Raw genomic sequence first — 26,442 nt, 5'->3', positions numbered from 1 at the left:
TCCCCCGCACCCGGCCCAGGCGGCCGGCCCACGGCCCTCGTCCGCTGGAGGACGCCATGCGCAGGAGTCCCGGTCTCATCGGCGCGGTCGCCCCGGCCGGCGTCGGGTCCGCCGAGGAGCGGGTGGCGGCCCGGGTGGGCGCCGCGCTGGAGGCGGTCTTCGACGCCGTGGAACAGACCCGCTCCGACACGGCGGCGCTGCTGGCCCGCGTGAGCGCCGAGGGCCGCCGGCCCGCGTCCGCCGACCTCGCCGCCCTCCGCCCCGGGCTTCATCTGCGCCTCGCGCGGGAGGAGTTGGTCTCCGGCGTCGGCTTCGTCGCCGCGCCGGGACTGCTGGCCGACGTACCGGCGTGGCTGGAGTGGTGGCAGACCTCCGCCGACGGGGACGTACGGCCGCTGCTGCCGGACCTCGACCCGGACAGCTCGGCGTACGCCGACTACACGCACTGGGACTGGTTCGCCCTCCCCCGCGACACCGGGCGGCGGGCCGTGGCCGGGCCGTACGTCGACTACCTGTGCTCCGACGAGTACAGCCTCACGCTGTCCGCGCCGGTGCGGCTCGCGGGCCGGTTCGCCGGGGTGGCCGCCGCCGACGTGTACCTACGGCACTTCGAGGCGGCCGCGCTGCCGCTGCTGCGTCAACTGGCCGGCCCCGCACGCCTGGTGAGCGCCCGCGGTCGCGTGGCCGCCTCCGCCGACCCGGCCCACCTCGCCGGCTCCCTCACGAGGGGCGCGGACTTCGCGGCCGTACTGGAGGGGGCCGAGCCGGCGTCGCATGAGGGGACGCGCCTGGTGCCGTGCCGGGGCGTGCCCGCTGGTGCTGGTCGTGACGGCCGCGTGAGGCGGGGGGCCGATGTGAGGCGCGGGGCGGCGGCGTGAAGGGTGGGGTGCCGGCTTCCGCCGACCGCCGATGGCCGTCGTATCCAGGAGTCCTGCCCGGCGCCGTCGGCGACCTGAACGCCGGCGGTGCCGGGTCAGGACTCTGGAGCCGGGACGACGGTCAGGTGCGCCGTGGTGCGGCCAGGGCGTGGCCGGCGTGCCGGGGCGGCCGGTGGGCGGGGGTCGCGCAGGATCAGCGTGAGGCGCGTGTAGCCCAGGGCCTCCAGTGCCTTGGGCGTCTCCTCGACGATCCGGCAGTCGGTGGTACCCCAGCGCGGGTGGGGGTGCAGCAGCGGGCGTACGGCGCCGTCGAGTTCCGCGGCCGTGTCGCCCACGGCCCGGATCCAGTGCGGCAGGCCCTGCCGGAAGGCGGCCTCCATCAGCGGGTCCTGGGCGATCTCACGCCGGATGGCCTGAAGGCCCTGGTCACTGCCGTAGCGCTCCAGGTCCGACTTGAAGCGGGCCAACATCGGCAGGCACCAGCGAGCCTCGTGATCGCCGAGGACGGTGCCCGCGTCGGGGTGGAACAGCACGAAGCGCAGGAGGTTGTCGCCGGGCATGGCCGTGGGGTGCGCGCCGACTCTGCTGAAGAGCGTGTCGTAGGCCCGGTTGGCGAGCACCACGTCCCAGCGGTGGTCGACGACGACGGACGGGAAGGGCACGGTGTCCACGAGCGTGGCGTAGTCCTGGAGATAGGCCTGGGCCTCGACGCTCTCGGGGACGGGCCGCGGCGCCGGCCGCTGCCCTCCTGCCTGATGTGCCATCGGGAGGTCACCCCTCTTGCCTCTGCGGCCTTCACGCGGCTCTGCGATCCTGCTGCCCCGGTCGGAGCCGTGTCAACTATCGTGGCATTTCCTGCCGGTTGACGGCTGGAATTGGCCACAGTTGTGGCGGAACCTGGATGTGGGTTCACCCCACCGGATACTCTCCCGGTGTTCACGGCATACGTTCGCGCGCTGCCCTGAGAGACGTGGGAGTTCTGTCGGTGACGGATGGCTACGAGGATCCGGGCGCCATGGCGACCGCCCAGCTGCCGGCCGTCGTCGCCCGCGTCACCGCGCTGGCCGACCGGCTCGGCGTGACGCACTCCGAGGTCCTGGACGTGGCGGGACTCTCCGCCGCCTGCGGCGTCCCCGAACACGTGGTCAGCGCACTGCTGACCGGGCACCCCGCGGGCGAACCCGACCTCCAGGCCCGCTTCCTCCAGCGTCTGGACCTGCTGCGCCGCACCCGGCTCAAGCCCAACGGCCGTAAGTACACCCAGCAGGAGATCGCCGACGGCGCGGGCATGTCGCGGCAGCAGGCCGGCGCCCTGATCAACGGCGACCGGCGCCCCACCATGGAGCACTGCGACGCGCTCCAGCGCTTCTTCCGTGTGCACGCCGGCTTCCTCACCGCGGAGGACGCCGAAGCGGTCGCGGGCGCGCTCCAGCGCACCGAGCAGGAACTCCTGCACCGGCTCGCCGATCGCGAGCGAGCCACCACGACCGGTCCGGCCGCTCCGGGTCACGGGCTCGGAGCGGAGTCGGGAGCGGGGACGGGGACAGGGGCAGGGGCAGGGGCGCTTGGCGCGGAGGACCCGCTGGAGCGACTGATGCAGGATCACGGCGTACGGGGGATCGCCTGGCGCGCCGCCCAGTTGCCCACCGACCAGCACCGCGACAAGGTCGCCCAGTGGCTGGACATGCTCCTGGAAAGTGTCACCCCGCCCAAGTCGGGCTGAGGCAGCCAGGCGAATCCCGCGCGGTTTCCCCTCCGCATACGGGCGAACCAGGGTGTAGCGAGACGGCGTTGTCAGTGGTGGACGGCAAGCTGGGAGTACGCCACCCGCATGTGCGGCGTACGCGTTCGCACGGACGCGTGACCACGACACCGACCGGGGAGAGAGCCGACCGATGCCCACCGCTGTCCTCACCGACCACGAACGCACCGCCGTCCAGGCCTACCTCCGGCTGCTGCACACGGTCCGCGCCGCCTTCGACGCGCCGATCGACGGACCACCCGACGGCGGCGGGCGACCAGCCGCCGTGCCGCCCGCCGTGCTCGCCGAGGCGGAACAGGCGCTGGAACAGGCAGGACTCGCGGGCAACGAAGAGGCGTTCTTCCAGCTACTGCATCACTGGTGTCCGCAGTCCTGAGTCCTGAGTCCTGAGCGCCGGTCCGCCGCGCGGGGCGGTCAGAGGTGCGGCACCACTACTGCCGTGGCGACCAGACCGCGCCGAACGCACCAGCGCCCCTCGAACCGCTGAACACGACGGTCCCCCACCCACGGCCCGGGCACGAGCAGCTCGGCCCGCAGCACACCTTGCACACCCTGCGCCCCGCCGTGCCCTCGCGTGCCGGGATCCGCGTGCAGCTCGATGTCGGCCTCCTCGAAGTCCAGCCACTTCCCGGTGAGCGGGAACCACGCCTTGTAGACCGACTCCTTGGCGCTGAACAGGATCCGGTCCCAGTGGACCTCGGGCCGCGCCCCGGCGAGCTCGCGCAGCCGCTCGCGCTCGCCGGGGAGGAGAACGAGGGATCCGACGTCGTCCGGCAGTGGAGCATCCGCTTCCGCGTCGATGCCCAGCGCGGCCAGATCGGTGGCGTGCGCCAGGGCGGCCGCGCAGTAGCCGTCGGTGTGGGTCATGCTGCCGACCAGCCCGGACGGCCAGCGCGGGGCACCCTTGTCGCCCGGCAGCACGGGCTGCGGCGGCACGCCGAGCTTCTCCATCGCCCGCCGGGCACACGCGCGCACCCCGGCGAATTCTCGGCGACGTTTGGCCACCGCCCGTACGACGAACGCCTCTTCGTCGGGGTGGAGCGGCGCGTCGCCGTCGGCGACACCGTGCAGCTCCACGGCCACGACCGACTCTGGCAGCAGCTCCTCGATCACCGGACCGACCTCCTTCGACGCGACGACCGTAGACCACGGCACGGGCGAACCGGCGTGTGGTAAGACGGTCCCCTTGGAAGCCGTATGATCTGCCCAACACCACCGACCTGAACTCCCCTTCGAAAAGGGCGGTTTGGTGTACCTCCATCCCCATGTCCGGGCCCGGTCCGCTCAGCCCTGCCCGAAAACCCCGAAAGGCGGCATGCATGCTCTCTCGCGTACGCGTCTGGCTCAACCGCACGTACGCGGAGAACGTGTTCTTCATGGATCAGCTGCGGAGAAATCCCAGCGACCGGGCGGTCGAGATCCACGCGACGCACGGTGACCCCGACTCCCCCGTGCTGGCCGCCGCCGACACCGCCGACCTGGAGCCGGAGGGCCTGTCCCCGGCCGGGTACGTCGAGTACGCCCTGGACCAGTGCGTGCGGCGCGGCATCGACGTGTTCGTGCCCCGGCTGCACCAGGCGGCGATCGTGGCGCACCGCGCCGAGTTCGAGGCGGCCGGTACGGCGCTGCTGGCGCCGACGCCGGAGGGCGTGGTCGTCTTCGAGGACAAGGCGACGGCGTACGAGGCGGTCCAGTCGGTGGGCGTTCCGGTGCCTCCGTGGTGGCGGGTGCGCACGGCGGACGAACTCGTCGCCGCCGTGGAGCAGTTGGAGTCCGACGGTCACAAGGCCTGCTTCAAGCCCGCCGCCGGTGCGGGCGGTGTCGGCTTCCGCGTCATCACGCGCTCCCCGTTCTCGCTGCTGCACCTGGGCGGCTTCCCGAGCCCGCACGTGCAGCTGGACCTGGTCGTGAACGCGATCGAGCAGGCCGACGCCCCGGTGGACTGGCTGGTGATGCCGCGCCTGGAGCAGCCGGAGGTGTCGGTGGACTGCCTCACCGGCCCGGACAACCGCGTCCGGCTCGCGGTGGGCCGCACCAAGAACGGCCGCCGTCGCGGCTTCACCCTGCACGAGCAGTGGCTGGAGCCGGCCCGGCTGATCGCCGAGGGCTTCGGGCTGCACTACCTGTCCAACATCCAGTTCCGGATGTACGGCGACCAGCCGGTGCTGCTCGACGTCAACACCCGGCCCGCCGGCGGCCTGCACCAGCTGTCACTGTGCGGCATCAACGCCCCCTGGGCGGCGGTGCAGTTGGCGCTCGGTGAGGACCCGGGTGTGATCGAACCGCCGTTCCTGGCGCAGGACTACACCACGGTGTCGGGCCCGCGCCCGCTGCGCCCGGTGTCGCTGCCGCAGCAGCGGACGTCGGAGGCCGAGCCCACGCCAGCATCCGTCCCGGCCGCACGGGACACTGCCGACGCGGCCGCCGCGGACGTCAGGGACGGAGCCGCGGCCCCGGCCGCCGCCCGGGCCTAGAGGCCCGGCCCCTCTCAGGTATGGGCCAATCATGACGCGGTCCCTTGACACCGTGATTGGTCCATACCAACTTGGTTGCGCACCCCTTCCGCACATCCGTGCACTCCCGAACACCCCCACTTCTTCAGGGAGATCGCGTGCGCAACTTACTCGGACGCTCCAGACGGCGTCTCCTCGCTCTCGTCGGCTCGGCGGCCCTCGCGCTCGCCGGTGCCGTCGCCCTGCCGGGCACCGCCGAGGCGGTCAACGTGCTCAACAACCCCGGCTTCGAGTCGGGCAGTTCCTCCCCCTGGTCCTGCACCGGCAACCTCGGCTCGGTCGTCTCCTCCCCCGTGCACAGCGGCACCAAGGCCCTGGCCGGGGCGGTGTCGTCGAGCGACAACGCCCAGTGCGGCCAGACCGTCCCGGTCCAGCCGAACACGACGTACTCGCTCACGGGTTGGGTGCGCGGCTCCTACGTCTACCTGGGCGTGGACGGCGGCCCCTCGACGTGGACGACGTCCCCGTCGGCGTACAGCCAGCTGACCGTGCCCTTCACCACCGGCGCCGCGCAGACCAGCGCCACGATCTATGTGCACGGCTGGTACGCGCAGGGCACCTACTACGCCGACGACATCAGCCTGGACGGCCCCGGCGGCGGGGGCGGCTCGGACAACCAGGCGCCGAGCGCGCCCACCGGGCTGACCTCGACCGGCAAGACCTCCTCCAGCGTGTCGCTGTCGTGGAACGCCGCGTCGGACAACACCGGCGTGACGGCGTACGACATCTACAGCGGGTCGAGCCGGGTCCTGAGCGTCTCGGGTACGTCCGCCACGGTCAGCGGGCTGTCGTCGAGCACGTCGTACACGTTCACCGTGAAGGCGCGGGACGCGGCCGGGAACGCCTCCGGCGCCTCCAACTCCGTGTCCGTCACGACGAACGCGGGCAGCGGCGGCACCGCCGGCTTCAAGCAGGCCGCGCCCTACCTCTACCTCGGCTGGGGCGATCCGCCGGGCGCGACCTCGGTGATGAGCGCGACCGGCGTCAAGTGGTACACGATGGCGTTCATGCTGGACTCCGGCGGCTGCAACCCGGCCTGGGACAGCAGCCGTCCGCTGACCGGCGGCACCGACCAGAACGTCATCAACCAGATCCGTTCCGCGGGCGGTGACATCGTCCCGTCGTTCGGCGGCTGGCAGGGCAGCAAGCTGGGCGCCAACTGCTCCTCCGCGAGTGCGCTCGCGGGTGCGCTGCAGAAGGTGATCGACGCCTACTCCCTGAAGGCGATCGACATGGACATCGAGAACTCGGACGAGTTCGAGAACGAGGCCGTCCAGGCGAAGATCCTCACCGCGCTGAAGACCGTCAAGGCCAACAACCCCGGCCTGAGGACCATCGTCACCTTCGGCACGTCGACCACCGGTCCGACGTACTTCGGCAACCGGCTCATCGAGCAGGCGCAGCAACTGGGCGCCAACATCGACGTGTTCACCATCATGCCGTTCGACTTCGGCGGCGGCTCCGACATGTACGCCAGCACGACGGGCGCCGCCGAGGGGCTGAAGAACAAGCTCAAGTCGACCTTCGGCTGGGACGACGCGACGGCGTACTCCCACATCGGGCTCTCCGGCATGAACGGCCTGTCCGACCAGCAGGAGAACACCAGCCCCGCGAACTGGACGCAGATCCGGGACTGGGCGAACTCGCACCACATCGCCCGCCTCGCCTTCTGGTCGGTCAACCGCGACCGGCCCTGCCCGGGCGGCGGCGTGGTCAGCAACTGCTCCGGCATCAGCCAGAACAACTGGCAGTTCACGTCGATCACGGCGGGGTTCACGGGCTGACGTCCACGGAGCGCCTCTTCGGGCGAAGCGGCTGACACCGGGCCCCCGTGACGGGAAGAATCATCGCGACTCGTCACGGGGGCTTCCCCTGTCTCGGGTGCCAGGTATACGAGAAACGGTGTACGGCGGAGGCGACACGGCAGTGAGAACGCGAGGCCTTTCCACCGGTCTCCTGGCCCTTCTGCTGATCTTCGGTGTCGCCGTCGCCGTTCTCTTCACCGCGTCCACGGACGACCACGGCACTACACCGGGCGCCCGCCGCCCCGACCAGGCGACCCTTCAGGCATCCGTGGTGAACGACCGCAAGTATCTCTTCAACGGGTCCCTCAGCTTCGTGTCCCATGTCGAGACCGAGGTGGGCGACCCGGTGACGTACGTCGTCCGGCTGACTGCCGTAACACCGGCGGACGACAAGCCGCCCCACGCCTCCCCCTCCCCCTCCACCCCCGCCTCCGCCTCGGAACCGCCGACCCCCGAGACCCGGTCGTTCCAGGTCGGCGGCGTCGAGGGGGCCGCGCTCACCTCGGGGAGCGACCGGGTGAAGGTCGTTCCGCTCTCCGACTCGACGACGAAGCAGATCATCGCCGCGCCCAGGGACACCGCGCTGTGGCAGTGGAGCGTGACGCCGAGCGAGCCGGGCGAGTACAGGCTCGCGCTCGCCGTCACCACGTACCAAGGCGAATCGGACCGGGCGCTCGACACCCTCACGCCGCCCATCACCCTGCACCTCACCGTGCACGACACCTGGGCCCACCGGGGCAACGCGCTGAAGGGCTGGCTGATCGGCCTGGGCGCCGTGGCCCTCGCGCTGACGGCGGTCCTCGCGCTGCGCACCCCGCTGACCGAGTGCGCGCAGGCCCGCGCTGAGGCGCGACGGCAGCGCGACCAGCAGAACGGCGACGGCTATCTGTGAGCCGTCATTTGGCCACCGAGGAGCGTCACTTCAGATACGCGAGCCCCGGATGGACCTGGGTGTAGCCCTCGACCAGCCTGCGGGCGACGTTCACCGAGTCGACCAGCGGGTGCAGCGCGAAGGCCTTCACGGCCGTCGTACGGGAGCCGGACTCGGCCGCCGACAGCACCTCACGCTCGACCGCCTTGACCGCGCAGACCAGCCCCGTGCCGTGGCCGGGCAACGGATCGACCGCGACGGGATGCGCGCCGTTGGCGTCGACGAGACACGGGACCTCGATCACGGCGTCCTCGTCCAGCGCCGAAAGCGTGCCCCGGTTGCGGACGTTGAGGATCAGCGTCGTCCGCTCGTCACGTGCGATGGCCCGCATCAGCGCGAGCGCCACCTTCTCGTAGCCCCCGGAGAGGTCGTCGGCCTCACGCTCCCCCGCGCCCGCCGCCTCCCGGTTCTCCGCCATGTACGTCGCCTCGCGCTCGGCGCGGGTCCGTTCCCAGGCGAGCAGGGCGGAGGCGCTGGGGTCGCGAGGGTTGCTCATCTCCTCGTAGAACGTGGCCTGTTGGTCGCGCAGGAAGGCCCCTCGGGTCTTGGCGGCCTCCTGATAGGCCCGTACGGCCTCGCGGTTGAAGTAGTAGTAGTGCAGATACTCGTTGGGAACGGCACCGAGGGACTGGATCCACTCCGTCCCGAAGAGCCGCCCCTCCTCGAACGATCCGATCAGTGCGGGGTCGACGAGCAGGCGCGGCAGTTCGTCCCGGCCGCCGATGCGGAGCCCCCGTACCCAGCCGAGGTGGTTGAGGCCGACGTAGTCGATCCAGGCGTCCTGCGGCGCGGCGCCCAGCACCCGGGCGATCCGGCGCCCGAGTCCGACCGGTGAGTCGCAGATGCCGATGACGCGGTCGCCGAGATGGCGGGACATGGCCTCGGTGACGAGCCCGGCCGGATTGGTGAAGTTGATGACCCAGGCGTCCGGCGCCAGCCGCGCCACGCGCCGGGCGATGTCGTCGGCCACGGGCACGGTCCGCAGCCCGTACGCGATGCCGCCCGCCCCGACCGTCTCCTGCCCGAGCACGCCCTCGGCCAGCGCGACCCGCTCGTCCTCGGCGCGCCCCTCCAGCCCGCCGACCCGGATCGCGGAGAACACGAAGTCGGCCCCACGCAGCGCCTCGTCGAGGTCGGTGGTGGCGGTGACCTGGGGCGCGTCGGGGATGCCGGCGGCCTGCTCGGCCAAGACCCGGGCCACCGCGGACAACCGCCCGGCGTCGAGGTCGTGCAGCACGACCTGCGTGACCCGCCCCTCCCCCCGGTCCGCCAGGAGGGCCCCGTGGACAAGGGGTACCCGGAATCCACCGCCGCCGAGAATCGTGAGTCTCACGCGGGCAGCCTACTCATCCGCGGGCATGGGACCCCGGAGCCTCAGCCGGCCCCCGCCCGTCGAGTTCCGTGGGGCCGTAGAGGGCCGCCTCCGCTCCGGTCATCAGGGCCCAGTACCGGTCCCCGTACGACCAGTGCCACCACTCCGTGGGGTAGTTGACGAGCCCGGCGGCCGTGAGGGCCGCGCCGAGGATGTCGCGGTGGGCGCCGGCCTCGGGGGTGATGTTGTCGGCGTGCGTGTAGCAGGCGCCGTCGCTCTCCTCGGGGGTCGCGTTCATCCGGGTGCCGAGGTCCAGTTCGCGCCCGTCGGCGTCGACGAGGGTGACGTCGACCGCGGCACCGGCGCTGTGCGGGGCGATCTCGGGCGGGGAGACGTAGCGGCTGGCGGCCGAGCGAATCCGTCCGGCGGACCAGTCGGGATGCTCGGCGCGCAACTGGGCGACGTACTTGTCGAAGTAGCGGCGCTGGAGGGACGGCGGACGGTACCCCTCGACGAACAACAGCCGCACGCCGTCCGACAGTTGCTCCTGCGCCTTGAGCAGCCGCCCGAGCACCCCGTCCCGCAGGTGGGTGAAGGCACCGGCGGAGTCATGCCACTTCCGGCTGTCGACCAGCAGAGGGCTGTCCCGCCGGACGTCCACGAGCCCCTCCCCGCACTCCCGAACCGGCACGGCAGCGACCCTCGGATCCGACATCAACACGATCTCAGCCATGGGGAGATGATCTCGCGGTGGCCCGGTCAACTGCTTCTGATCCGTGCGACTTTCGGCCGACTCGATTACTTCAGCGCGACCGGCCGCCACCCCTCCGACTCGATTCGTACTTGTCACCCACCAGGTCCAGCCAGCGCAACGCGCCATGATCCCGCCATGCAGAATGGCCCCCGGCCTCCACACTCACGAAGGTCTGCCATCGGGGCAGCCAGGAGACCGCCTGTCGACGCGACGGCAGCCGCCGTGCGGGTTCAGTTTCATCGTCGAACAGGCGGTGCTGGAGCGGCACACGGGCGGGGAGGACGTCACGCGGGAGCTGCTGGACCATCTGCTGGAGATGTTCGCGATCGACCGGCACTGGAACGTGCAGGTGCAGATCATGCCGCTGCGGCAGCCCGAACACCCGGGCATGGCTGGCCCGTTGCGACTGCTGGAGACTCCGGACAACCGGTGGTTCACGTACTCGGAGGGGCAGGAGAACGGCCGTCTCATCTCCGACCGGAAAGCGATCAGCGTACTTCACCAGCGATATGCGAAACTGCGCTCGCAGGCCCTCACCCCCGAGGACTCCAGAAGCGTCTCTGAGAGCTTAAGGTTTTCGTGGGTGGGGCCGGGTTTTCGGCCCTGGTGGAAAACGGTCTCGGGCGCCCGTGCCGTGGTCCTACCGCCCGGGGTCGCGTGGTGGGAGTGGCGTGGGCGTGCAGGTGGAAGCCTGCGCCGAGCACTGTAAGGACCCTGCTGGAGCGGATGCGAGGAGCGCTATGAGCAGCGGCACGTCCGAACTGGCCTGGTTCAAGAGCAGCTACAGCGGCTCGCAGGGCGACGACTGCGTGGAGATCGCCCTCTCCTGGCGCAAGTCCACCTACAGCAGTGGCAGTCAGGGCGACTGCGTCGAGGTCGCCACCTGCCCCGGCACGGTCCACGTCCGCGACTCCAAGGACAGGCAGGGGGCGCAGCTGGCGCTCTCCCCTGCGGCGTGGGGTGCCTTCGTGACGTACGCGGGGCGGGCCTGACCGAGGGAGCGGTTGTTCTGCCACTGTTCCCCTGAGCATCGCCCCTGAGTACGGACGCTGTTCCGCTCGCCGGTTCTGATCATCCGCAGAAGGTGGCCCGAAGGGCTCCGCTCGTGCGGCCGCTGAACGTGGGAACGAGAGGAAGCCATGGGTCACAAGGACACCCGGTACGCCGGACGGGCACGCGTCCTGCTGAGCGCCGCCACGGTGTGTGCTGTCGTCGCCTTGGGCGGCGTCTGGCAGTCGGCGCAGGCCGCGGACGGCGTGCAGCAGTCCGCAGAAGGCGTGACGTGGACGACCAAGTACGTCGCTCCGGGCGTCCAAGTGCGCAGCGCCACCATCGAGAACGGCGACGCCCGGCCGGTCTGGACGGTCACCGTCCAGGCCCCGGCCACGAGCCGCCTCACCGGCGCCGCGACCTGGGCGGCGGTCGGGCCGCGGTCCTGGGCCGACGACACGGCGGCGAAGTTGCGCACCGCCGGCTTCGCGCCGCGCGTGGAGACGGTGCGCTGGCCCCGCTACGCCGACACCCCGCACGGGGACATGGGTCAGCGAGTGCGCGTCGGCTCGTACGCCACCCAGGCGGACGCCCAGAGTGCCGCCACGAAGATCACCGCGGGCTTCCACCCCGCCGTCACCTGGACCGGCTACGACGCCGAGCAACCCGCCGACCGCGAGAACGTGCACGTCGCGGTCATCGACCCGCGCAGGTTCACCGGGACCGTCGAGGGCACCCATGACGGCAACGTCGCCCAGCGCGTCACCACATCGTCGGTCGCCGCGAAGCTGGGCTCCCTGGTGGGGGTCAACGCGGGCTTCTTCGTCACGTCCGACGCCGACGGCGTGCAGGGCACGCAGTCGGGCCTCAGCGCGGACCGCGGCGAACTGCAGTCGATGGCCGCCGGGTCGCGCGCGTCGCTGATCATCGCAGACGGCGGCCGGCACGTACGGGTGGCGGACCTGACGACGACCGTCACGGTACGCGCGAGCAAGGCCGTCACGTACCAGGCGCAGGGCATCAACCGGGTGCCCGGTCTCGTCCGGGACTGCGGACGACCGGGAGCGTCCCCGAGTGAACTGCCCTGGCAGGACGTGACCTGTCACGCGAGCGACGAACTGGTGCTGTTCACCGACGAGTTCGGCGCGCCATTGCCCACCGGACCCGGCACGCAGGTAGTGCTGGATGCCGACGGGCATGTGGTGTCGGCGGGTTCGCGGGGTGGCTCCGTCCCGGCGCATGGCCGGGTGCTCCAGGGCATCGGCTCGGCCGGCGACTGGCTGACGGCTCACGCCCGCACGGGACAGCGGATCGGCGTGGACGAGGATGTCCGCGACACGAACGGCAAGCGCGTGGAGCTCGACCAGGACGACAGCATCGTCAGCGCCGCCCCCACCCTCGTGACGAACGGCCGTAACCACATCGACGCGGCCGCCGAGGGCGTCCTCGACCCGAAGGACCTTTCCTTCGGCTACGCCTGGTCGAACGTCCGCCAGCCACGCACCATGGCCGGCGTCGACGCCGCGGGCAGACTGATCCTCGCCACGGTGGACGGCCGCCAGACCGACGGCAGCGAGGGCTTCACCCTCGAAGAAGCCGCCGACTTCATGCGCTCCATCGACGCCGTGGACGCCCTCAACCTCGACGGCGGCGGCTCAACCGCCATGGCGGTGGGCGGCGTTCTCGTCAACCACCCGTCGGACGCGACGGGCGAGCGCGCGGTGGGCGGCACGATCCAGGTACTGCCCGGCCGCACCGACTGACGCACGGCGCGGAGCGCGATACTCCCCGCGCCGGTGTCAACCTGATCGTGAACGCTGTACCGATCGATCACGATCGACAGCCGAACTACTCCGCGATGAGGAGGACTTCAGCGGCGCGCGCCAGTACGTCGACGGTCACGGACCCCGCCTCGATCACCTGCTCGACGGTGCTGGGCAGGCACCGGTCCCGCCCGGGGACGAACTCCGTCAGGACGACGCCGGCGTGATCGGCCGTGACCTCGTGGAGCGTCACCGGCCAGCCCTGCTCCTCAAGGACCGTGCGCAGTTCGCGCGAGCGCTCCGCGTCGACCACGTCGTCGGTGGTGCCGTGCACCAGCCACACCGGCACAGGGGGCAGGGCAGCGCCGGCGCGGAGGTCGTCGATCGGAGCGGTTCCGGTGCTGGGCGCCGATGATCCGTACAACCCGGCGATTCCCACCACCGCCTGCGGCCGCCAGTTCTCACCGAAGGCGGTGGGGTTCACGGTGGCGGCCACGGCGGCCTTGCCGCCCAGCGACCAGCCGGCGAGCACCACGCGCTCGGGATCACCGCCGAAGCCGGCCACGTTCTGCCGGACGAAGGCGACCGATTCCCTCAGGTGGGCTCGCCCGCCGTCGGGGGCGTCGGGGCGCCAGTCCGGTACCAGGACGACGATGCCCCGCTCCGCCGCGGCACGGGCCAGCGGTGCGAGGACGTCCCTCTCGTCGGGGCCGCGGCCGTGCCAGAGCAGGATCGCGGGCGCGGGCTGCGACGCGCCGGCGGGCTGATAGACGTCCATGAGCTTGCCACTGGGCCCGTACCTGAGCCCGGTCCTGACGACGACCTCCGCCACCAACGCTCCACCTCCGACTCGCACATCACCGACCACGCCAAGCTACCAACAACACGGCCCGCTGCGGCTGTTCGTACGTGGCCGCCTGCGGCGGGCGCTGTGCGGCCGTATCGAGTCCGTCGGACTTCCGGTGCTGGAACGCCCGTTGATGGTCCTCGACCCCGGACACCCCCTGGCGCCGCCGCCCCTCCCCGACGGCGTCACGATCCGCGCTCTGACCGCCGACGATCCGGCGCTGCCCGCCGCCCTCGCCCTCCCCCGCCTGGCCTTCGCAGCCGCGACCAGCACCGCCGATCGACCGGAACTGCGGCTCATCACGGAGGAGTTGACCCAAGACGGTACCGTCGAGACGGTCCGCCCCAGCCTCCGCGCCGGTCACAAGGTCCTCGTCGCCGCGCTCGCCCCGGACGGTACGCCCCTCGCCTGCGGCCACTACCACCCCGCGAACGGCACCACCGAGATCAGCGGCGTCGGCACCCTTCCCACCGCCCGCCGCCAGGGCCTGGCCGCCGCCGTCACGGCGGCCCTGGCCACCCACGCCCGCAACCACGGCGTACGCACCGTCTTTCTCGCCTACGCCGAGGACCGGGTCGCTCGCATCTATGCCCGCCTGGGCTTCCGCTCCGCGGACACCACCCTGCTCATCGCCAATCAGCCCGCTCGGTCCTGAGTACGCCGAGCCCGATCGGCGTCGGCATCGCCGTCACCGTCATCCTTGTCGGCGCCTCGTCGCCGCGACGTTCCTGCGTCCGCGCGGGACCGCCGCGCCGCGATGGCGTCGCCGGACCCTGATCCAACCTGCCCCTGCCCATCAACTACGGGCAACTCCGGGCGGGGACCGTCCGGTTGAGCCGTCATCCTCCCGCCCAACGCCCGTTCCTGGCACGATGTGCGCCCATGAACGCGAACACCCCGGGGAATCCCGCCGCCCAGGCCCTGCGTCTGGTCACGAGCCGCTTCCCGCACGCCCTGGGCGCGGTGCTGGGCGGCTCGGTCGCGCAAGGCCGCGCCTCGGCGAGCAGCGACCTGGACGTGGCCGTGCTCCTGCCGGACTCGGAGACCAGCCGCCGTGAAGTCATACGGCACGAGGGGCGGTTGGCGGAGCTGTTCCTGAACAGCCTCGACGACATACCGGAGTTCTTCGAGTGGGACCGTGCCCGTCGCCGGGGCACGGTCCTTTTCATCTATGACCAGGGGATGCCTCTGCTCGATCCCCACGGTCATCTGTCCCGAACACGCGAACAGGCGCGGGCGGTTCTCGCCGCCGGCCCTCCTCCGCTCGCCCCCGCCGAGTGGCAGCGCGGGCGCTACGGGCTCACCTGTTTCATGGACGACCTGCTCGACACCCCGCCCACCGACCGGTTCGAGCAGCTCGCGCTCGCCGACTTCACTCTGCGCGAGGCGGCACATCTCCTCACCGCGCACCACGGCGCGTGGGAAGGCATCGGCAAGTGGCTGCCGCGCAGGCTGCTGGAGGCCGACCCGGTCCGGGGCAAGGCCCTGCTGGAGGGGCATCTGGCCGTGGCCGCGCAGGCCGACCCGGCTCCGCTCGCCGCCGCGGCCGAGCAGGTTCTCGACCTTCTCGGCGGGCCGTTGCGGGAGGGGTACGTGCAGCCCTGGCCCATATGACCGGCCTGTCGGCGTGACTTCAGCGCGTGAACTCCCGTGCACCGCGAGGACATTACTCGTTTTAACTCTTGACGCCCGTCGCGACCGGGAGCACATTGACCGCACCGTGAGAGCGCTCTCAATACGTGCGCTCCACACCCCCACACCCCCGAGAGGTCCCCATGAACGAAACCTCCGGTACGCGCACCCGCACCCGTATACGCCTCCCCAGACGGAACCGTCTCCGCCGCACCCTCGCCGCCACCCTCGGCGCCCTCACCCTGACACTGGCCGCCACCCTCCCCGCGAACGCCTCCGCGCCCACACCCCCCGCCGGCTGGTCGCAGGTCTTCCTCGACGACTTCAACGGGTCGGCCGGCGCCGGTGTGAACACCTCCAACTGGCAGTACGACACCGGCACTTCGTACCCGGGTGGCCCCGCCAACTGGGGCACGGGCGAGGTGGAGACGATGACGTCGAGCACCAGCAACGTGTCGCTCGACGGCAACGGCAACCTTCAGATCACCCCGCGCCGCGACGGCTCCGGGCACTGGACCTCCGGGCGGATCGAGAGCACTCGTGCCGACTTCCAGCCCCCGGCCGGTGGCAAGTTGCGCGTGCAGGCGCGGATCCAGATGCCGAACGTGACCGGCGCCGCCGCCAAGGGCTACTGGCCGGCGTTCTGGATGCTGGGCGGCCCCTACCGGGGCAACTACCAGAACTGGCCCGCCGTGGGCGAGCTGGACATCATGGAGAACGTCCAGGGCTTCAACACCAACTGGTCGACGATGCACTGCGGCACCAACCCGGGCGGCCCCTGCAACGAGACCTCCGGCATCGGCGCCTCGACGCCCTGTCCCGGGGCGACGTGCCAGGCCGGCTTCCACACGTACGCGATGGAGTGGGACCGCTCGACCAGCCCCCAGGAGATCCGCTTCTACGTCGACGGCAGCAACTTCCACACCGTGCGGGCCGACCAGGTCGACGCGACGACGTGGGCGAACGCCACCAACCACGGTTACTTCCTGATCCTCAACGTGGCGATGGGCGGCGGCTTCCCGGGCGCGTTCGGCGGCGGTCCGGACGGGGGCACGGAGCCGGGCCACCCGATGGTCGTGGACTACGTCCAGGTGCTCCAGTCCGACGGCGGCGGCACCACTCCCCCGCCCACCGGCAACCGGGACGCCTACAGCACGATCCAGGCGGAGTCGTACGACAGCCAGTCCGGCGTGAGTACCGAGGCGACGTCGGACTCGGGCGGCGGGCAGAACATCGGGTGGCTGGCGAACGGCGACTGGGCCCAGTACAAGGGGGTCAACTTCGGTTCGACGCCCGCCACCCAGTTCCGCGCGCGGGTGGCGAGCGGCGCCCCGGCCGGGGTGAGCGGGCTGATCGAGGTGCGCCTCGACAGCCGTACGAACGCACCCATCGGCAGCTTCGCGCTCGCCAACACCGGTGGCTGGCAGGCGTGGCAGACCGTCCCGGCGAACATCAGCTCCGTGACCGGAACCCACGACGTCTATCTGACCTTCACCAGCGGACAGCCGGCCGACTTCGCGAACCTGAACTGGTTCACCTTCGGCCACTGAGCCGGGCGTACGGATCCATGGGTGGCGCCGGAGCACGTCTCCCCGGCGCCACCTTCCATGCGCCCGGCGGCCGGCCTAACTCAGCTCCGCCCGGAACGCCACCGGCGTCTGTCCGGTGTGCAGGTGGAAGAACTTGGAGAAGTTCGCCGCGTCGGGGAAGCCGATGGCCGCGCCGACCCGGCCGATCGGCATGTCCGTGTGGGCGAGGAGGCGCTTGGCCTCCAGGACGACGCGTTTGTCGATGAAGCCCTTGGGAGTCTGGCCGGTGGCGGCGCGCACCGCGCGGACGAGGGTGCGGCGGGAGTAGCCGAGAGTGTCGGCGTAGGCGCTGACGCTGTGGTTGGTGGGGAAGCCCTTCTCGACCGCGTCCCGGAAGAGGGTGAAGAGGGTGTCGCCCTGCTGCCGGGCGGCCTCGGCGGAGCTGGCCGCGAGGTGGGCCAGGCGCAGGAGGGTGGCGGTCAACGAGTGGCGCAGGACCGCGGTGTGCAGGCTCAGCGGGAGGGTCGCGGTGTCCTCGTACTCGCGTTGCAGCTGGGCGAGACAGGCGCGCAGGGCGTCGAGCTGGTCCGGGTCGGGGTGGAGCAGCGGCGGCTGGTCGTAGCGGTAGAGGCCGGTCGCCTCCACGGTTGAGCGGGGCAGGAAACCGGGCTGCATGGTGAGGACGGTTCCGCGGTACTCACTGGTGGGGGAGAAGCGGTGGACCTGTCCGGGGCGGATCCACAGCAGGTCGCCGGCCCGCGCCTCGTACTCGGCGAAGTCGATCATGTGGCGTACGGGGCCGTCGTCGAAGAGCATGACCACGTGGAAGTCGATGCGGTGGACGCGGTGCAGCGGGACGTCCGAGTGCCAGGTGCGCTCGGCCTGCATGGGGCCGATCTGCATGCCGACACCGCCGACGCTCAGGTCGACCGGGAAGGGGAAGGTTTTGATCCCTTCAGCGCCGCCTGGGGCCCCGCCCGCGCCATGCCTCGTATTGCCCGCCATGTCCTTCTCGTACCACCTTCGCCGCGCTCGGTCGCGCTCTCTTGCGCTCGGCCGCGCTCTCCTGGGAGAAGTCGCGCCGCCGGTGTCCCACTTTCACCACAGGCTGGCACACCTCGCCCTTCCCACTCAAAAGTCAGACTTTTAGTTTTGAACGCGCTCAGCCAGCAAACGTGCTTCGAACGAGGATTTCTTGAAGATGAGCCCGCAGACCTCCGACAGCTTCGAGTGGACCGACCTCGACCGGCGTGCCGTGGACACCGCCCGCCTTCTCGCGGCCGATGCCGTGCAGCAGGTCGGGAACGGGCACCCCGGCACGGCGATGAGCCTCGCTCCCGCCGCGTACACGATCTTTCAGAAGGTGATGCGCCACGACCCCTCGGACCCGGAGTGGACTGGTCGTGACCGCTTCGTACTCTCTCCCGGCCACACCTCGCTGACCCTGTACACGCAGCTGTACCTCGCCGGGTACGAGCTGGAGCTCGACGACCTGAAGGCGTTCCGCACGCAGGGCTCGAAGACCCCGGGTCACCCCGAGTACGGTCACACCGCGGGCGTCGAGACCACCACCGGCCCGCTCGGCCAGGGTGCCGCGAACGCCGTCGGCATGGCGATGGCCGCCCGCTACGAGCGCGGTCTTTTCGACCCGGACGCCCCTGCGGGCGAGTCCCCCTTCGACCACACCATCTGGGCGATCGTCTCCGACGGCGACCTGGAGGAGGGCGTCTCCGCCGAGGCCTCCTCCCTGGCCGGCCACCAGAAGCTCGGCAACCTCGTCTTCCTCTACGACGACAACCACATCTCGATCGAGGGCGACACCGCGACCGCCTTCTCCGAGGACGTGCTGAAGCGGTACGAGGCGTACGGCTGGCACACGCAGCGCATCGAGCCCGCCGAGAACGGCGACATCGACGTCCACGCGCTGTACACGGCGCTCAAGGCGGCGCAGGCTGAGACCGAGCGCCCCTCGATCATCTCGATGCGCACGATCATCGCCTGGCCGGCCCCGAACGCGCAGAACACCGAGGCCTCCCACGGCTCGGCGCTCGGCGACGAGGAGATCGCCGCCACCAAGCGCGTCCTCGGCTTCGACCCGGAGCGCACCTTCCAGGTCGACGACGAGGTCATCGCCCACACCCGCCGGGCCCAGGACCGCGGCGCCGAGGCCCGCGCGACCTGGAACAAGCAGATCGCCGAGTGGCGCACCGCCAAGCCCGAGCAGGCGCGGCTCTTCGACCGCGTCGTCGCCGGCCAGCTCCCCGAGGGCTGGGAGGACACCCTGCCGGTCTTCGAGGAGGGCAAGTCGGTCGCGACCCGTGCCGCCTCGGGCAAGGTGCTCCAGGCGCTCGGCGCGGTCATGCCCGAGCTGTGGGGCGGCTCCGCCGACCTCGCCGGCTCGAACAACACCACGATCGACAAGACGTCGTCGTTCCTGCCGACGGGCAACCCGCTGCCGGAGGCCGACCCGTACGGCCGTACCGTCCACTTCGGCATCCGCGAGTTCTCGATGGCCGCGGAGATGAACGGCATCGCGCTGCACGGCAACACCCGCATCTACGGCGGCACGTTCCTCGTGTTCTCCGACTACATGCGCAACGCCGTCCGCATGTCGGCGCTGATGCAGCTGCCGGTCACGTACGTCTGGACGCACGACTCCATCGGCCTCGGCGAGGACGGCCCGACCCACCAGCCGGTCGAGCACCTGGCCTCCCTGCGCGCCATCCCGGGCCTGAACATCGTCCGCCCGGCCGACGCCAACGAGACCGCGGTCGCGTGGGCCGAGATCATGCGCCGCCACTCCGCCAAGCCGGCGCCGCACGGCCTCGCGCTCAGCCGGCAGGGCCTGCCGACGTACCCGCTCGACGAGGACGCCGCCAAGGGCGGTTACGTCCTGCTCGACGCGTCCACCGGCACCCCGGACGTCCTCCTGATCGCCACCGGCTCCGAGGTGCAGCTGGCCGTGGCCGCCCGCGAGGCGCTGGAGGCCGAGGGGATCGGGACCCGTGTGGTGTCGATGCCGTCCGTCGAGTGGTTCGAGGAGCAGCCGCGCGAGTACCGCGAGCGCGTTCTTCCGCCGTCCGTGCGGGCCCGCGTCGCAATCGAGGCCGGGATCGGCCTCACGTGGTACCGCTACGTAGGTGACGCAGGACGCATCGTCTCCCTCGAGCACTTCGGCGCCTCCGCCGACGCCAAGACCCTGTTCGCCGAGTTCGGCTTCACCCCCGAGAACGTCGTCGCCGTCGCCCGGGAATCCCTGGCCGCCGCGCGTGCCTGATCCGATCGCCAGAAGGAAGATGAACACAGTGACCACCGAAGCCCCCGCCACCGCTGAAACCCTCCAGCGCCTGTCCGACGCGGGCGTCTCGATCTGGCTGGACGACCTCTCGCGGGGGCGGATCACCACCGGCAACCTCGCCGAGCTCATCGCGACCAAGAACGTCGTGGGCGTGACCACCAACCCCTCGATCTTCCAGGCCGCCATCGGCTCGGGCGAGGGCTACGAGGAGCAGCTCACGGACCTGGCCGTGCGCGGTGTCACGGTCGACGAGGCCGTGCGCATGATGACCACGGCCGACGTCCGGGACGCAGCCGACATCCTGCGCCCCGTGTACGACGCCACCGCCGGCCGCGACGGCCGCGTCTCCATCGAGGTCGACCCGCGCCTGGCGCACGACACGACGGCCACGATCGCCGAGGCCAAGCAGCTGGCCTGGCTGGTCGACCGCCCGAACGTCATGATCAAGATCCCGGCCACCAAGGCGGGCCTCCCGGCGATCACCGAGGTCATCGGCCTCGGCATCAGCGTCAACGTCACGCTGATCTTCTCGCTGGAGCGCTACCGCGAGGTCATGGACGCCTACCTGGCCGGCCTGGAGAAGGCCAAGGCCCGCGGCCTGGACCTGTCGCTGATCCACTCCGTGGCCTCCTTCTTCGTCTCCCGCGTCGACAGCGAGATCGACAAGCGCCTGACGGTCCTCGGCACCGACGAGGCCCTGGCCCTCAAGGGCAAGGCGGCGCTCGCCAACGCGCGGCTCGCCTACGAGGCGTACGAGGACGTCTTCTCCTCGGACCGCTGGACGGCCCTGGAGACCGCGAGCGCCAACAAGCAGCGCCCCCTGTGGGCCTCGACCGGCGTGAAGGACCCGGCGTACAAGGACACGCTGTACGTCGACGAGCTGGTCGCGCCCGGCACCGTCAACACGATGCCGGAGGCCACCCTCGACGCCACCGCCGCCCGTGGCGAGATCACCGGCGACACGGTGACCAGCCGCTACGAGCAGGCCCGCGCCGACCTCGCCGCCGTCGAGGCCCTCGGCATCTCCTACGACGAGGTCGTGCAGCAGCTCGAGGACGAGGCCGTCGCCAAGTTCGACGTCGCCTGGGTGCAGCTGCTCGACGCCGTCGCGAAGTCCCTCGACAGCAAGGGAGTTGACGCGTCGTGAGCACGGCTCCCCGCGAGAGGAAGACGGCTGCGGCCGCCGACGAGGGGACCACGCCCGCCGCCTCCGAGGAGAAGGCGCAGGCCGCGGCTCCCGCCGCGAAGACGAAGACCAAGGCGAAGCCGCCGGCGGCCAAGAAGACGGCCCCGGCCGACGTGCGGGTGCCCGACGTCGAGGTGCCCGTCGGACCGGCCACCGACTGGGCCAACCCGCTGCGCGACGCGCGCGACCGACGGCTCCCGCAGATCGCGGGGCCGTCGGGCCTGGTCATCTTCGGTGTGACCGGAGACCTGTCCCGCAAGAAGCTGATGCCGGCCGTGTACGACCTGGCCAACCGCGGCCTGCTGCCGCCGGGCTTCTCGCTGGTCGGCTTCGCCCGCCGCGAGTGGGAGGACCAGGACTTCGCCCAGGTGGTGCACGACGCGGTGCGCGAGCACTCGCGCACCCCGTTCCGCGAGGAGGTCTGGCAGCAGCTCGCCGAGGGCATGCGGTTCATCCCGGGTGACTTCGACGACGACACGGCGTTCGAGCAGCTGCGTGACGCGGTCGACGAGCTGAACGCCTCGCGGGGCACGAACGGCAACTTCGCGTACTACCTCTCCGTGCCGCCGAAGTTCTTCCCGAAGGTCGTGCAGCAGCTCAAGAAGCACGGCCTGGCCGACGCGCCGGAGGGCTCCTGGCGCCGCGCGGTCATCGAGAAGCCGTTCGGCCACGACCTGGCCAGCGCCCGCGAGCTGAACGAGATCGTGCACGAGGTGTTCGAGCCGGACCAGGTGTTCCGCATCGACCACTACCTCGGCAAGGAGACCGTCCAGAACCTGCTGGCGCTCCGCTTCGCCAACCAGATGTACGAGCCGATCTGGAACCGGTCGTACGTCGACCACGTGCAGATCACCATGGCGGAGGACATCGGCATCGGCGGCCGGGCCGGTTACTACGACGGCATCGGCGCGGCCCGTGACGTCATCCAGAACCACCTGCTCCAACTGCTGGCGCTCACCGCGATGGAGGAGCCCATCGCCTTCGACGCCGACGCGCTGCTCACCGAGAAGCTCAAGGTCCTCAAGTCCGTGCGGCTGCCGGAGAACCTGGGCGAGCACACGGTGCGCGGCCAGTACGCCGAGGGCTGGCAGGGCGGCGAGAAGGTCGTCGGCTACCTCGAGGAGGAGGGCATCGACCCCAAGTCGAAGACCGACACCTTCGCCGCGATCAAGCTGGAGGTGGACAACCGCCGCTGGGCGGGCGTCCCGTTCTACCTGCGCACGGGCAAGCGGCTCGGCCGCCGGGTCACCGAGATCGCGGTGGTCTTCAAGCGGGCCCCGCACTCGCCGTTCGACTCGACGGCGACGGAGGAGCTCGGGCAGAACGCGATCGTCATCCGCGTCCAGCCGGACGAGGGCATGACCGTACGCTTCGGTTCGAAGGTGCCCGGCACCTCGATGGAGATCCGGGACGTCTCCATGGACTTCGCCTACGGCGAGTCGTTCACGGAGTCGAGCCCGGAGGCGTACGAGCGGCTCATCCTGGACGTGCTCCTCGGTGACGCCAACCTGTTCCCCCGCGTCCAGGAAGTGGAAGAGTCCTGGAAGATCCTCGACCCGATCGAGGAGTACTGGGCGGAGAACGGCAGGCCGGCGCAGTACTCCTCGGGCAGCTGGGGACCCGAGGAGGCGGACGAGATGCTCGCACGAGACGGACGGAGCTGGCGCAGGCCATGAAGATCGACCTGACCGACACCACGGCAAGCAAGATCAACAAGGCGCTGGTGGAGGGCCGTCGGGCCATCGGCACGCCGGCGGTGGGCATGGTCCTGACGATGGTCATCGTCACGGACGAGGAGAACGCCTACGACTCGATCAGGGCGGCCGAGGAGGCCTCGCACGAGCACCCCTCGCGCACCCTGGTCGTCATCAAGCGGCACGCCCGCACCCCCCGCGACCGCACGGCCTCCCGGCTGGACGCCGAGGTCCGGGTCGGCGCGGACGCCGGTACGGGCGAGACGGTCATCCTGCGCACGTACGGCGAGGTCTCCGACCACGCCGCCTCCGTCGTGCTGCCGCTGCTGCTGCCGGACGCCCCCGTGGTCGTCTGGTGGCCGGTGAACGCGCCGGAGAACGCGGCCAAGGACGCCCTCGGCGCCCTCGCCCAGCGCCGGATCACCGACATGTACGCCGTCGAGCACCCGCTGGAAGCCCTGGAGCTGCGGGCCCGTTCCTACGCTCCGGGTGACACCGACCTCGCCTGGACCCGGCTGACCCCGTGGCGCTCGATGCTGGCCGCCGCGCTGGACCAGGCCCGGGTGAACATCACCTCGGCCGCGGTCGAGAGCGAGGCGGAGAACCCCAGCGCCGAGCTGCTCGCACGCTGGCTGGAGGCCCGCCTGGGCGTCCCGGTCGAGCGGGTCGTCACCGAGGGACCGGTCGTCACGGCCGTCCGCCTGGGCACGGCGAACGGCGAGATCGTCATCGACCGGCCCGAGGGCCCGCTGGCCACGCTGACCCTGCCGGGCCAGCCGTCGCGCACGCTCGCCCTGAAGGTCCGCCCGACCTCCGAACTCATCGCCGAGGAGCTGCGCCGCCTCGACGCTGACGAGATGTACGCCGTCGCCCTTCGGGGCGAGGGCACCGAGGAGAACTCCTGACATGCCTGACTCCACGTCCTCCGCGTCCTCGACGTCGGATCCGCGGGAGGCCCCCCGGCTGAACCGGCGGCCCCAGTGGACGGCCCTCGCCGACCACCGCGCCGAGTGGCACGCCGGCCTGCGCGAGCTGTTCGCCGAGGACCCCGCGCGTGCCGAGCGGTACACCGTGCGGGTCGGGGACCTGCTCATCGACTACAGCAAGAACCTGATCACCGACACGACCCTCGCGCTGCTCCAGGAACTGGCCACCGCCACCGACGTGTTCGGGCTGCGGGACGCCATGTTCCGCGGTGAGAAGATCAACGTCACCGAGAAGCGCGCGGTGCTGCACACCGCCCTGCGCGCCCCGCGGGACGCGGTGATCGAGGTCGACGGCGAGAACGTCGTCCCCGGCGTGCACGCCGTGCTGGACAAGACGAGCGCGTTCGCCGACCGCGTCCGCTCCGGCGAGTGGACCGGCCACACCGGCAAGCGCATCAGGAACGTCGTCAACATCGGCATCGGCGGCTCGGACCTGGGCCCCGCGATGGCGTACGAGGCGCTGCGCCCGTTCGCGGCGCGGGACCTGACGTTCCGTTTCGTGTCGAACGTGGACGGCTCCGACCTGCACGAGGCGGTGCGGGACCTGGACCCGGCGGAGACGCTGTTCATCGTCGCGTCCAAGACGTTCACCACCATCGAGACGATCACGAACGCGACGTCGGCGCGTTCGTGGCTGCTCGACGGGCTGGGCGGCGAGGAGAAGGCGGTGGCCAAGCACTTCGTCGCGCTGTCGACCAACGCCGAGAAGGTCACCGACTTCGGTATCGACCCGGACAACATGTTCGAGTTCTGGGACTGGGTCGGCGGCCGCTACTCCTACGACTCGGCGATCGGCCTGTCGCTGATGATCGCCATCGGCCCGGACCGGTTCCGCGAGATGCTCGACGGCTTCCACCTGGTCGACGAGCACTTCCGCACCGCGCCCGCCGAGGCCAACGCCCCGCTGCTGCTCGGCCTGCTGGGCATCTGGTACGGCGACTTCTTCGACGCCCAGGCGCACGCGGTGCTGCCGTACAGCCACTATCTGTCCAAGTTCACCGCCTACTTGCAGCAGCTGGACATGGAGTCCAACGGCAAGTCGGTGGACCGACAGGGCCGTCCGGTGGAGTGGCAGACCGGTCCGGTCGTCTGGGGCACCCCGGGCACGAACGGTCAGCACGCCTACTACCAGCTCATCCACCAGGGCACGAAGCTGCTGCCCGCCGACTTCATCGGCTTCGCCCGTCCGGTCGACGAGCTGAGCGATGAACTCAAGGCGCAGCACGACCTGTTGATGGCGAACTTCTTCGCCCAGACGCAGGCGCTGGCCTTCGGCAAGACGGCGCAGGAGGTGCGCGCGGAGGGCGTCGCCGAGGAGCAGGTCCCGCACCGCACCTTCAAGGGCAACCACCCCACCACCACCGTCCTCGCCACCGAACTGACCCCGTCGGTGCTGGGCCAGCTCGTCGCGCTCTACGAGCACAAGGTGTTCGTCCAGGGTGCCGTGTGGGACATCGACTCCTTCGACCAGTGGGGCGTCGAGCTGGGCAAGGTCCTCGCCAAGCGCATCGAGCCCGCGCTCACCGAGGGCGCCGAGGTGCCCGGCCTCGATCCCTCGACCACCGCCCTCGTCGCGGCGTACCGCACGCTCAAGAACGCGTAACCGCGAAACCGCAGAACGCGTAACCGCGAAACCGCGAACCGCGAAACACGCTTAGAACGCTCAGAAAGAAGTGAACTGACATGCAGCTCGGACTCATCGGCCTCGGCAAGATGGGCGGCAACATGCGCGAGCGCATCCGCCGCGCGGGCCACACCGTCGTCGGCTACGACCGCAACCCCGAGGTCTCCGACGTCGAGAGCCTGGCCGAACTGGTCGAGAAGCTCGAAGCCCCGCGTACCGTCTGGGTGATGGTCCCGGCCGGCGAGGCCACCCAGTCCGTCGTCGACGAGCTGGGCGACCTGCTCTCCCCCGGTGACGTGGTGGTCGACGGCGGCAACTCCCGCTGGACCGACGACGAGAAGCACGCCGAGGAGCTCGCCGCCAAGGGCATCGGCTTCGTCGACGCGGGCGTCTCCGGCGGCGTCTGGGGCCTGGAGAACGGCTACGCCCTGATGGTCGGCGGCGAGAAGGAGCACGTCGACCGGCTCCAGCCGATCTTCGACGCCCTGAAGCCCGAGGGCCCGTACGGCTACGTCCACGCGGGCAAGGTCGGCTCCGGCCACTTCTCGAAGATGGTCCACAACGGCATCGAGTACGCCATGATGCAGGCCTACGCCGAGGGCTGGGAGCTCCTGGAGAAGGCCAAGTCGGTGGAGAACGTGCGTGAGGTCTTCCGCTCCTGGCAGGACGGCACGGTCATCCGCTCCTGGCTGCTCGACCTCGCGGTCAACGCCCTGGACGCCGACGAGCACCTGGACCGGCTGAAGGGCTACGCCGAGGACTCGGGCGAGGGCCGCTGGACGGTCGAGGCCGCGATCGACGAGGCCGTGCCGCTGCCGGCGATCACCGCCTCGCTCTTCGCGCGCTTCGCCTCCCGCCAGGAGGACTCCCCGCAGATGAAGATGATCGCGGCCCTGCGCAACCAGTTCGGCGGCCACGCCGTCGAGGCGAAGGACTGA

General features: G+C 71.0%; 23 protein-coding genes and 1 pseudogene. 18 read left to right on the top strand and 6 right to left on the bottom strand.

Annotated elements, in window-relative coordinates:
• The first annotated feature begins 56 nt into the window (after positions 1–56).
• Positions 57–878, top strand: a complete 822-nt coding sequence (locus tag QFZ74_RS26695) for a cache domain-containing protein (protein ID WP_307623383.1) — start codon at positions 57–59, stop codon at positions 876–878.
• A gap of 95 nt (positions 879–973) precedes the next feature.
• Here the strand turns inward: QFZ74_RS26695 and QFZ74_RS26690 are convergent, their stop codons facing one another.
• The gene (locus QFZ74_RS26690) at positions 974–1,642 is read right to left on the bottom strand and encodes a hypothetical protein (RefSeq protein WP_307623382.1); all 669 of its coding nucleotides are present in this window, start codon (positions 1,640–1,642) and stop codon (positions 974–976) included.
• Positions 1,643–1,863: 221 nt separating this feature from the next.
• Between QFZ74_RS26690 and QFZ74_RS26685 the strand changes: the two genes are divergently transcribed.
• Both QFZ74_RS26685 and QFZ74_RS26680 read left to right on the top strand, forming a co-directional pair.
• Positions 1,864–2,601 carry a helix-turn-helix transcriptional regulator gene (locus QFZ74_RS26685; RefSeq protein ID WP_307623381.1) on the top strand — a complete coding sequence of 246 codons (738 nt, stop codon included), beginning with the start codon at positions 1,864–1,866 and terminating at the stop codon, positions 2,599–2,601.
• Positions 2,602–2,773: 172 nt separating this feature from the next.
• Complete coding sequence (locus QFZ74_RS26680; protein ID WP_307623380.1) at positions 2,774–3,016, top strand: hypothetical protein; 243 nt, start codon at positions 2,774–2,776, stop codon at positions 3,014–3,016.
• A 38-nt stretch (positions 3,017–3,054) separates the two neighbouring features.
• On the opposite strand, the gene QFZ74_RS26675 is transcribed toward QFZ74_RS26680, so the two are convergent.
• Positions 3,055–3,753, bottom strand: a complete 699-nt coding sequence (locus QFZ74_RS26675; protein WP_307623379.1) for a 4'-phosphopantetheinyl transferase — start codon at positions 3,751–3,753, stop codon at positions 3,055–3,057.
• A 206-nt stretch (positions 3,754–3,959) separates the two neighbouring features.
• Between QFZ74_RS26675 and QFZ74_RS26670 the strand changes: the two genes are divergently transcribed.
• From QFZ74_RS26670 to QFZ74_RS26660, 3 genes are all read left to right on the top strand, one after another.
• Positions 3,960–5,114, top strand: coding sequence for an ATP-grasp domain-containing protein (locus QFZ74_RS26670; RefSeq protein WP_307623378.1), 1,155 nt, complete (start codon positions 3,960–3,962; stop codon positions 5,112–5,114).
• Between the two features lie 137 nt (positions 5,115–5,251).
• Positions 5,252–6,937, top strand: coding sequence for a carbohydrate binding domain-containing protein (locus QFZ74_RS26665; RefSeq protein ID WP_307623377.1), 1,686 nt, complete (start codon positions 5,252–5,254; stop codon positions 6,935–6,937).
• A gap of 142 nt (positions 6,938–7,079) precedes the next feature.
• Positions 7,080–7,850, top strand: coding sequence for a hypothetical protein (locus QFZ74_RS26660; protein WP_307623376.1), 771 nt, complete (start codon positions 7,080–7,082; stop codon positions 7,848–7,850).
• 25 nt (positions 7,851–7,875) lie between these two features.
• On the opposite strand, the gene QFZ74_RS26655 is transcribed toward QFZ74_RS26660, so the two are convergent.
• Both QFZ74_RS26655 and QFZ74_RS26650 read right to left on the bottom strand, forming a co-directional pair.
• Positions 7,876–9,222, bottom strand: coding sequence for a 6-phospho-beta-glucosidase (locus tag QFZ74_RS26655; RefSeq protein ID WP_307623375.1), 1,347 nt, complete (start codon positions 9,220–9,222; stop codon positions 7,876–7,878).
• Positions 9,223–9,235: 13 nt separating this feature from the next.
• On the bottom strand, positions 9,236–9,934 hold the full coding sequence (locus QFZ74_RS26650; protein WP_307623374.1) for a M15 family metallopeptidase: 699 nt from the start codon (positions 9,932–9,934) through the stop codon (positions 9,236–9,238).
• Positions 9,935–10,154: 220 nt separating this feature from the next.
• Here QFZ74_RS26650 and QFZ74_RS26645 point away from each other — a divergent pair.
• The 3 genes and pseudogenes from QFZ74_RS26645 to QFZ74_RS26635 form a co-directional block, all read left to right on the top strand.
• Positions 10,155–10,529 (top strand): annotated as a pseudogene (locus tag QFZ74_RS26645) (Scr1 family TA system antitoxin-like transcriptional regulator); the annotation flags it as partial.
• Positions 10,530–10,695: 166 nt separating this feature from the next.
• Entirely contained in the window at positions 10,696–10,947 is a 252-nt protein-coding gene (locus tag QFZ74_RS26640) for a DUF397 domain-containing protein (RefSeq protein WP_307623373.1), read from the top strand.
• Between the two features lie 147 nt (positions 10,948–11,094).
• On the top strand, positions 11,095–12,708 hold the full coding sequence (locus tag QFZ74_RS26635) for a phosphodiester glycosidase family protein (RefSeq protein WP_307623372.1): 1,614 nt from the start codon (positions 11,095–11,097) through the stop codon (positions 12,706–12,708).
• A gap of 85 nt (positions 12,709–12,793) precedes the next feature.
• On the opposite strand, the gene QFZ74_RS26630 is transcribed toward QFZ74_RS26635, so the two are convergent.
• Entirely contained in the window at positions 12,794–13,486 is a 693-nt protein-coding gene (locus tag QFZ74_RS26630; protein WP_307623371.1) for an alpha/beta hydrolase, read from the bottom strand.
• Between QFZ74_RS26630 and QFZ74_RS26625 the strand changes: the two genes are divergently transcribed.
• From QFZ74_RS26625 to QFZ74_RS26615, 3 genes are all read left to right on the top strand, one after another.
• Positions 13,485–14,210, top strand: coding sequence for a GNAT family N-acetyltransferase (locus QFZ74_RS26625; RefSeq protein WP_307623370.1), 726 nt, complete (start codon positions 13,485–13,487; stop codon positions 14,208–14,210). The genes QFZ74_RS26630 and QFZ74_RS26625 overlap by 2 nt on opposite strands.
• A 227-nt stretch (positions 14,211–14,437) precedes the next feature.
• Positions 14,438–15,169, top strand: coding sequence for a nucleotidyltransferase domain-containing protein (locus QFZ74_RS26620; RefSeq protein ID WP_307623369.1), 732 nt, complete (start codon positions 14,438–14,440; stop codon positions 15,167–15,169).
• 161 nt (positions 15,170–15,330) lie between these two features.
• Positions 15,331–16,737: a glycoside hydrolase family 16 protein gene (locus tag QFZ74_RS26615; RefSeq protein WP_307623368.1), complete on the top strand. Its 1,407-nt coding sequence runs from the start codon at positions 15,331–15,333 to the stop codon at positions 16,735–16,737.
• Positions 16,738–16,812: 75 nt separating this feature from the next.
• Here the strand turns inward: QFZ74_RS26615 and QFZ74_RS26610 are convergent, their stop codons facing one another.
• Entirely contained in the window at positions 16,813–17,721 is a 909-nt protein-coding gene (locus tag QFZ74_RS26610; protein WP_307623367.1) for an AraC family transcriptional regulator, read from the bottom strand.
• A 196-nt stretch (positions 17,722–17,917) separates the two neighbouring features.
• Here QFZ74_RS26610 and tkt point away from each other — a divergent pair, with 196 nt between their 5' ends.
• The 6 genes from tkt to gnd all read left to right on the top strand — a co-directional run bounded on the left by tkt (position 17,918) and on the right by gnd (position 26,442).
• Complete coding sequence (gene tkt / locus QFZ74_RS26605; protein ID WP_307623366.1) at positions 17,918–19,993, top strand: transketolase; 2,076 nt, start codon at positions 17,918–17,920, stop codon at positions 19,991–19,993.
• Positions 19,994–20,012: 19 nt separating this feature from the next.
• Complete coding sequence (gene tal / locus QFZ74_RS26600; protein ID WP_307623365.1) at positions 20,013–21,161, top strand: transaldolase; 1,149 nt, start codon at positions 20,013–20,015, stop codon at positions 21,159–21,161.
• A gap of 152 nt (positions 21,162–21,313) precedes the next feature.
• Positions 21,314–22,876 (top strand): glucose-6-phosphate dehydrogenase, encoded by a 1,563-nt coding sequence (gene zwf, locus QFZ74_RS26595; RefSeq protein ID WP_307624286.1) that lies wholly within the window; start codon positions 21,314–21,316, stop codon positions 22,874–22,876.
• A complete protein-coding gene (gene opcA, locus QFZ74_RS26590) occupies positions 22,873–23,799 on the top strand; it encodes a glucose-6-phosphate dehydrogenase assembly protein OpcA (protein WP_307623364.1) in 927 nt (308 codons plus the stop codon). Before zwf ends, opcA begins: the two co-directional genes overlap by 4 nt.
• Position 23,800: 1 nt before the next feature.
• On the top strand, positions 23,801–25,483 hold the full coding sequence (gene pgi / locus QFZ74_RS26585) for a glucose-6-phosphate isomerase (RefSeq protein WP_307623363.1): 1,683 nt from the start codon (positions 23,801–23,803) through the stop codon (positions 25,481–25,483).
• Positions 25,484–25,563: 80 nt separating this feature from the next.
• The gene (gene gnd / locus QFZ74_RS26580; protein WP_307623362.1) at positions 25,564–26,442 is read left to right on the top strand and encodes a phosphogluconate dehydrogenase (NAD(+)-dependent, decarboxylating); all 879 of its coding nucleotides are present in this window, start codon (positions 25,564–25,566) and stop codon (positions 26,440–26,442) included.

This window comes from Streptomyces sp. V3I7, from assembly GCF_030817495.1.
GTDB lineage: Bacteria > Actinomycetota > Actinomycetes > Streptomycetales > Streptomycetaceae > Streptomyces.
This window is presented reverse-complemented; position numbering and strand designations above follow the sequence as displayed.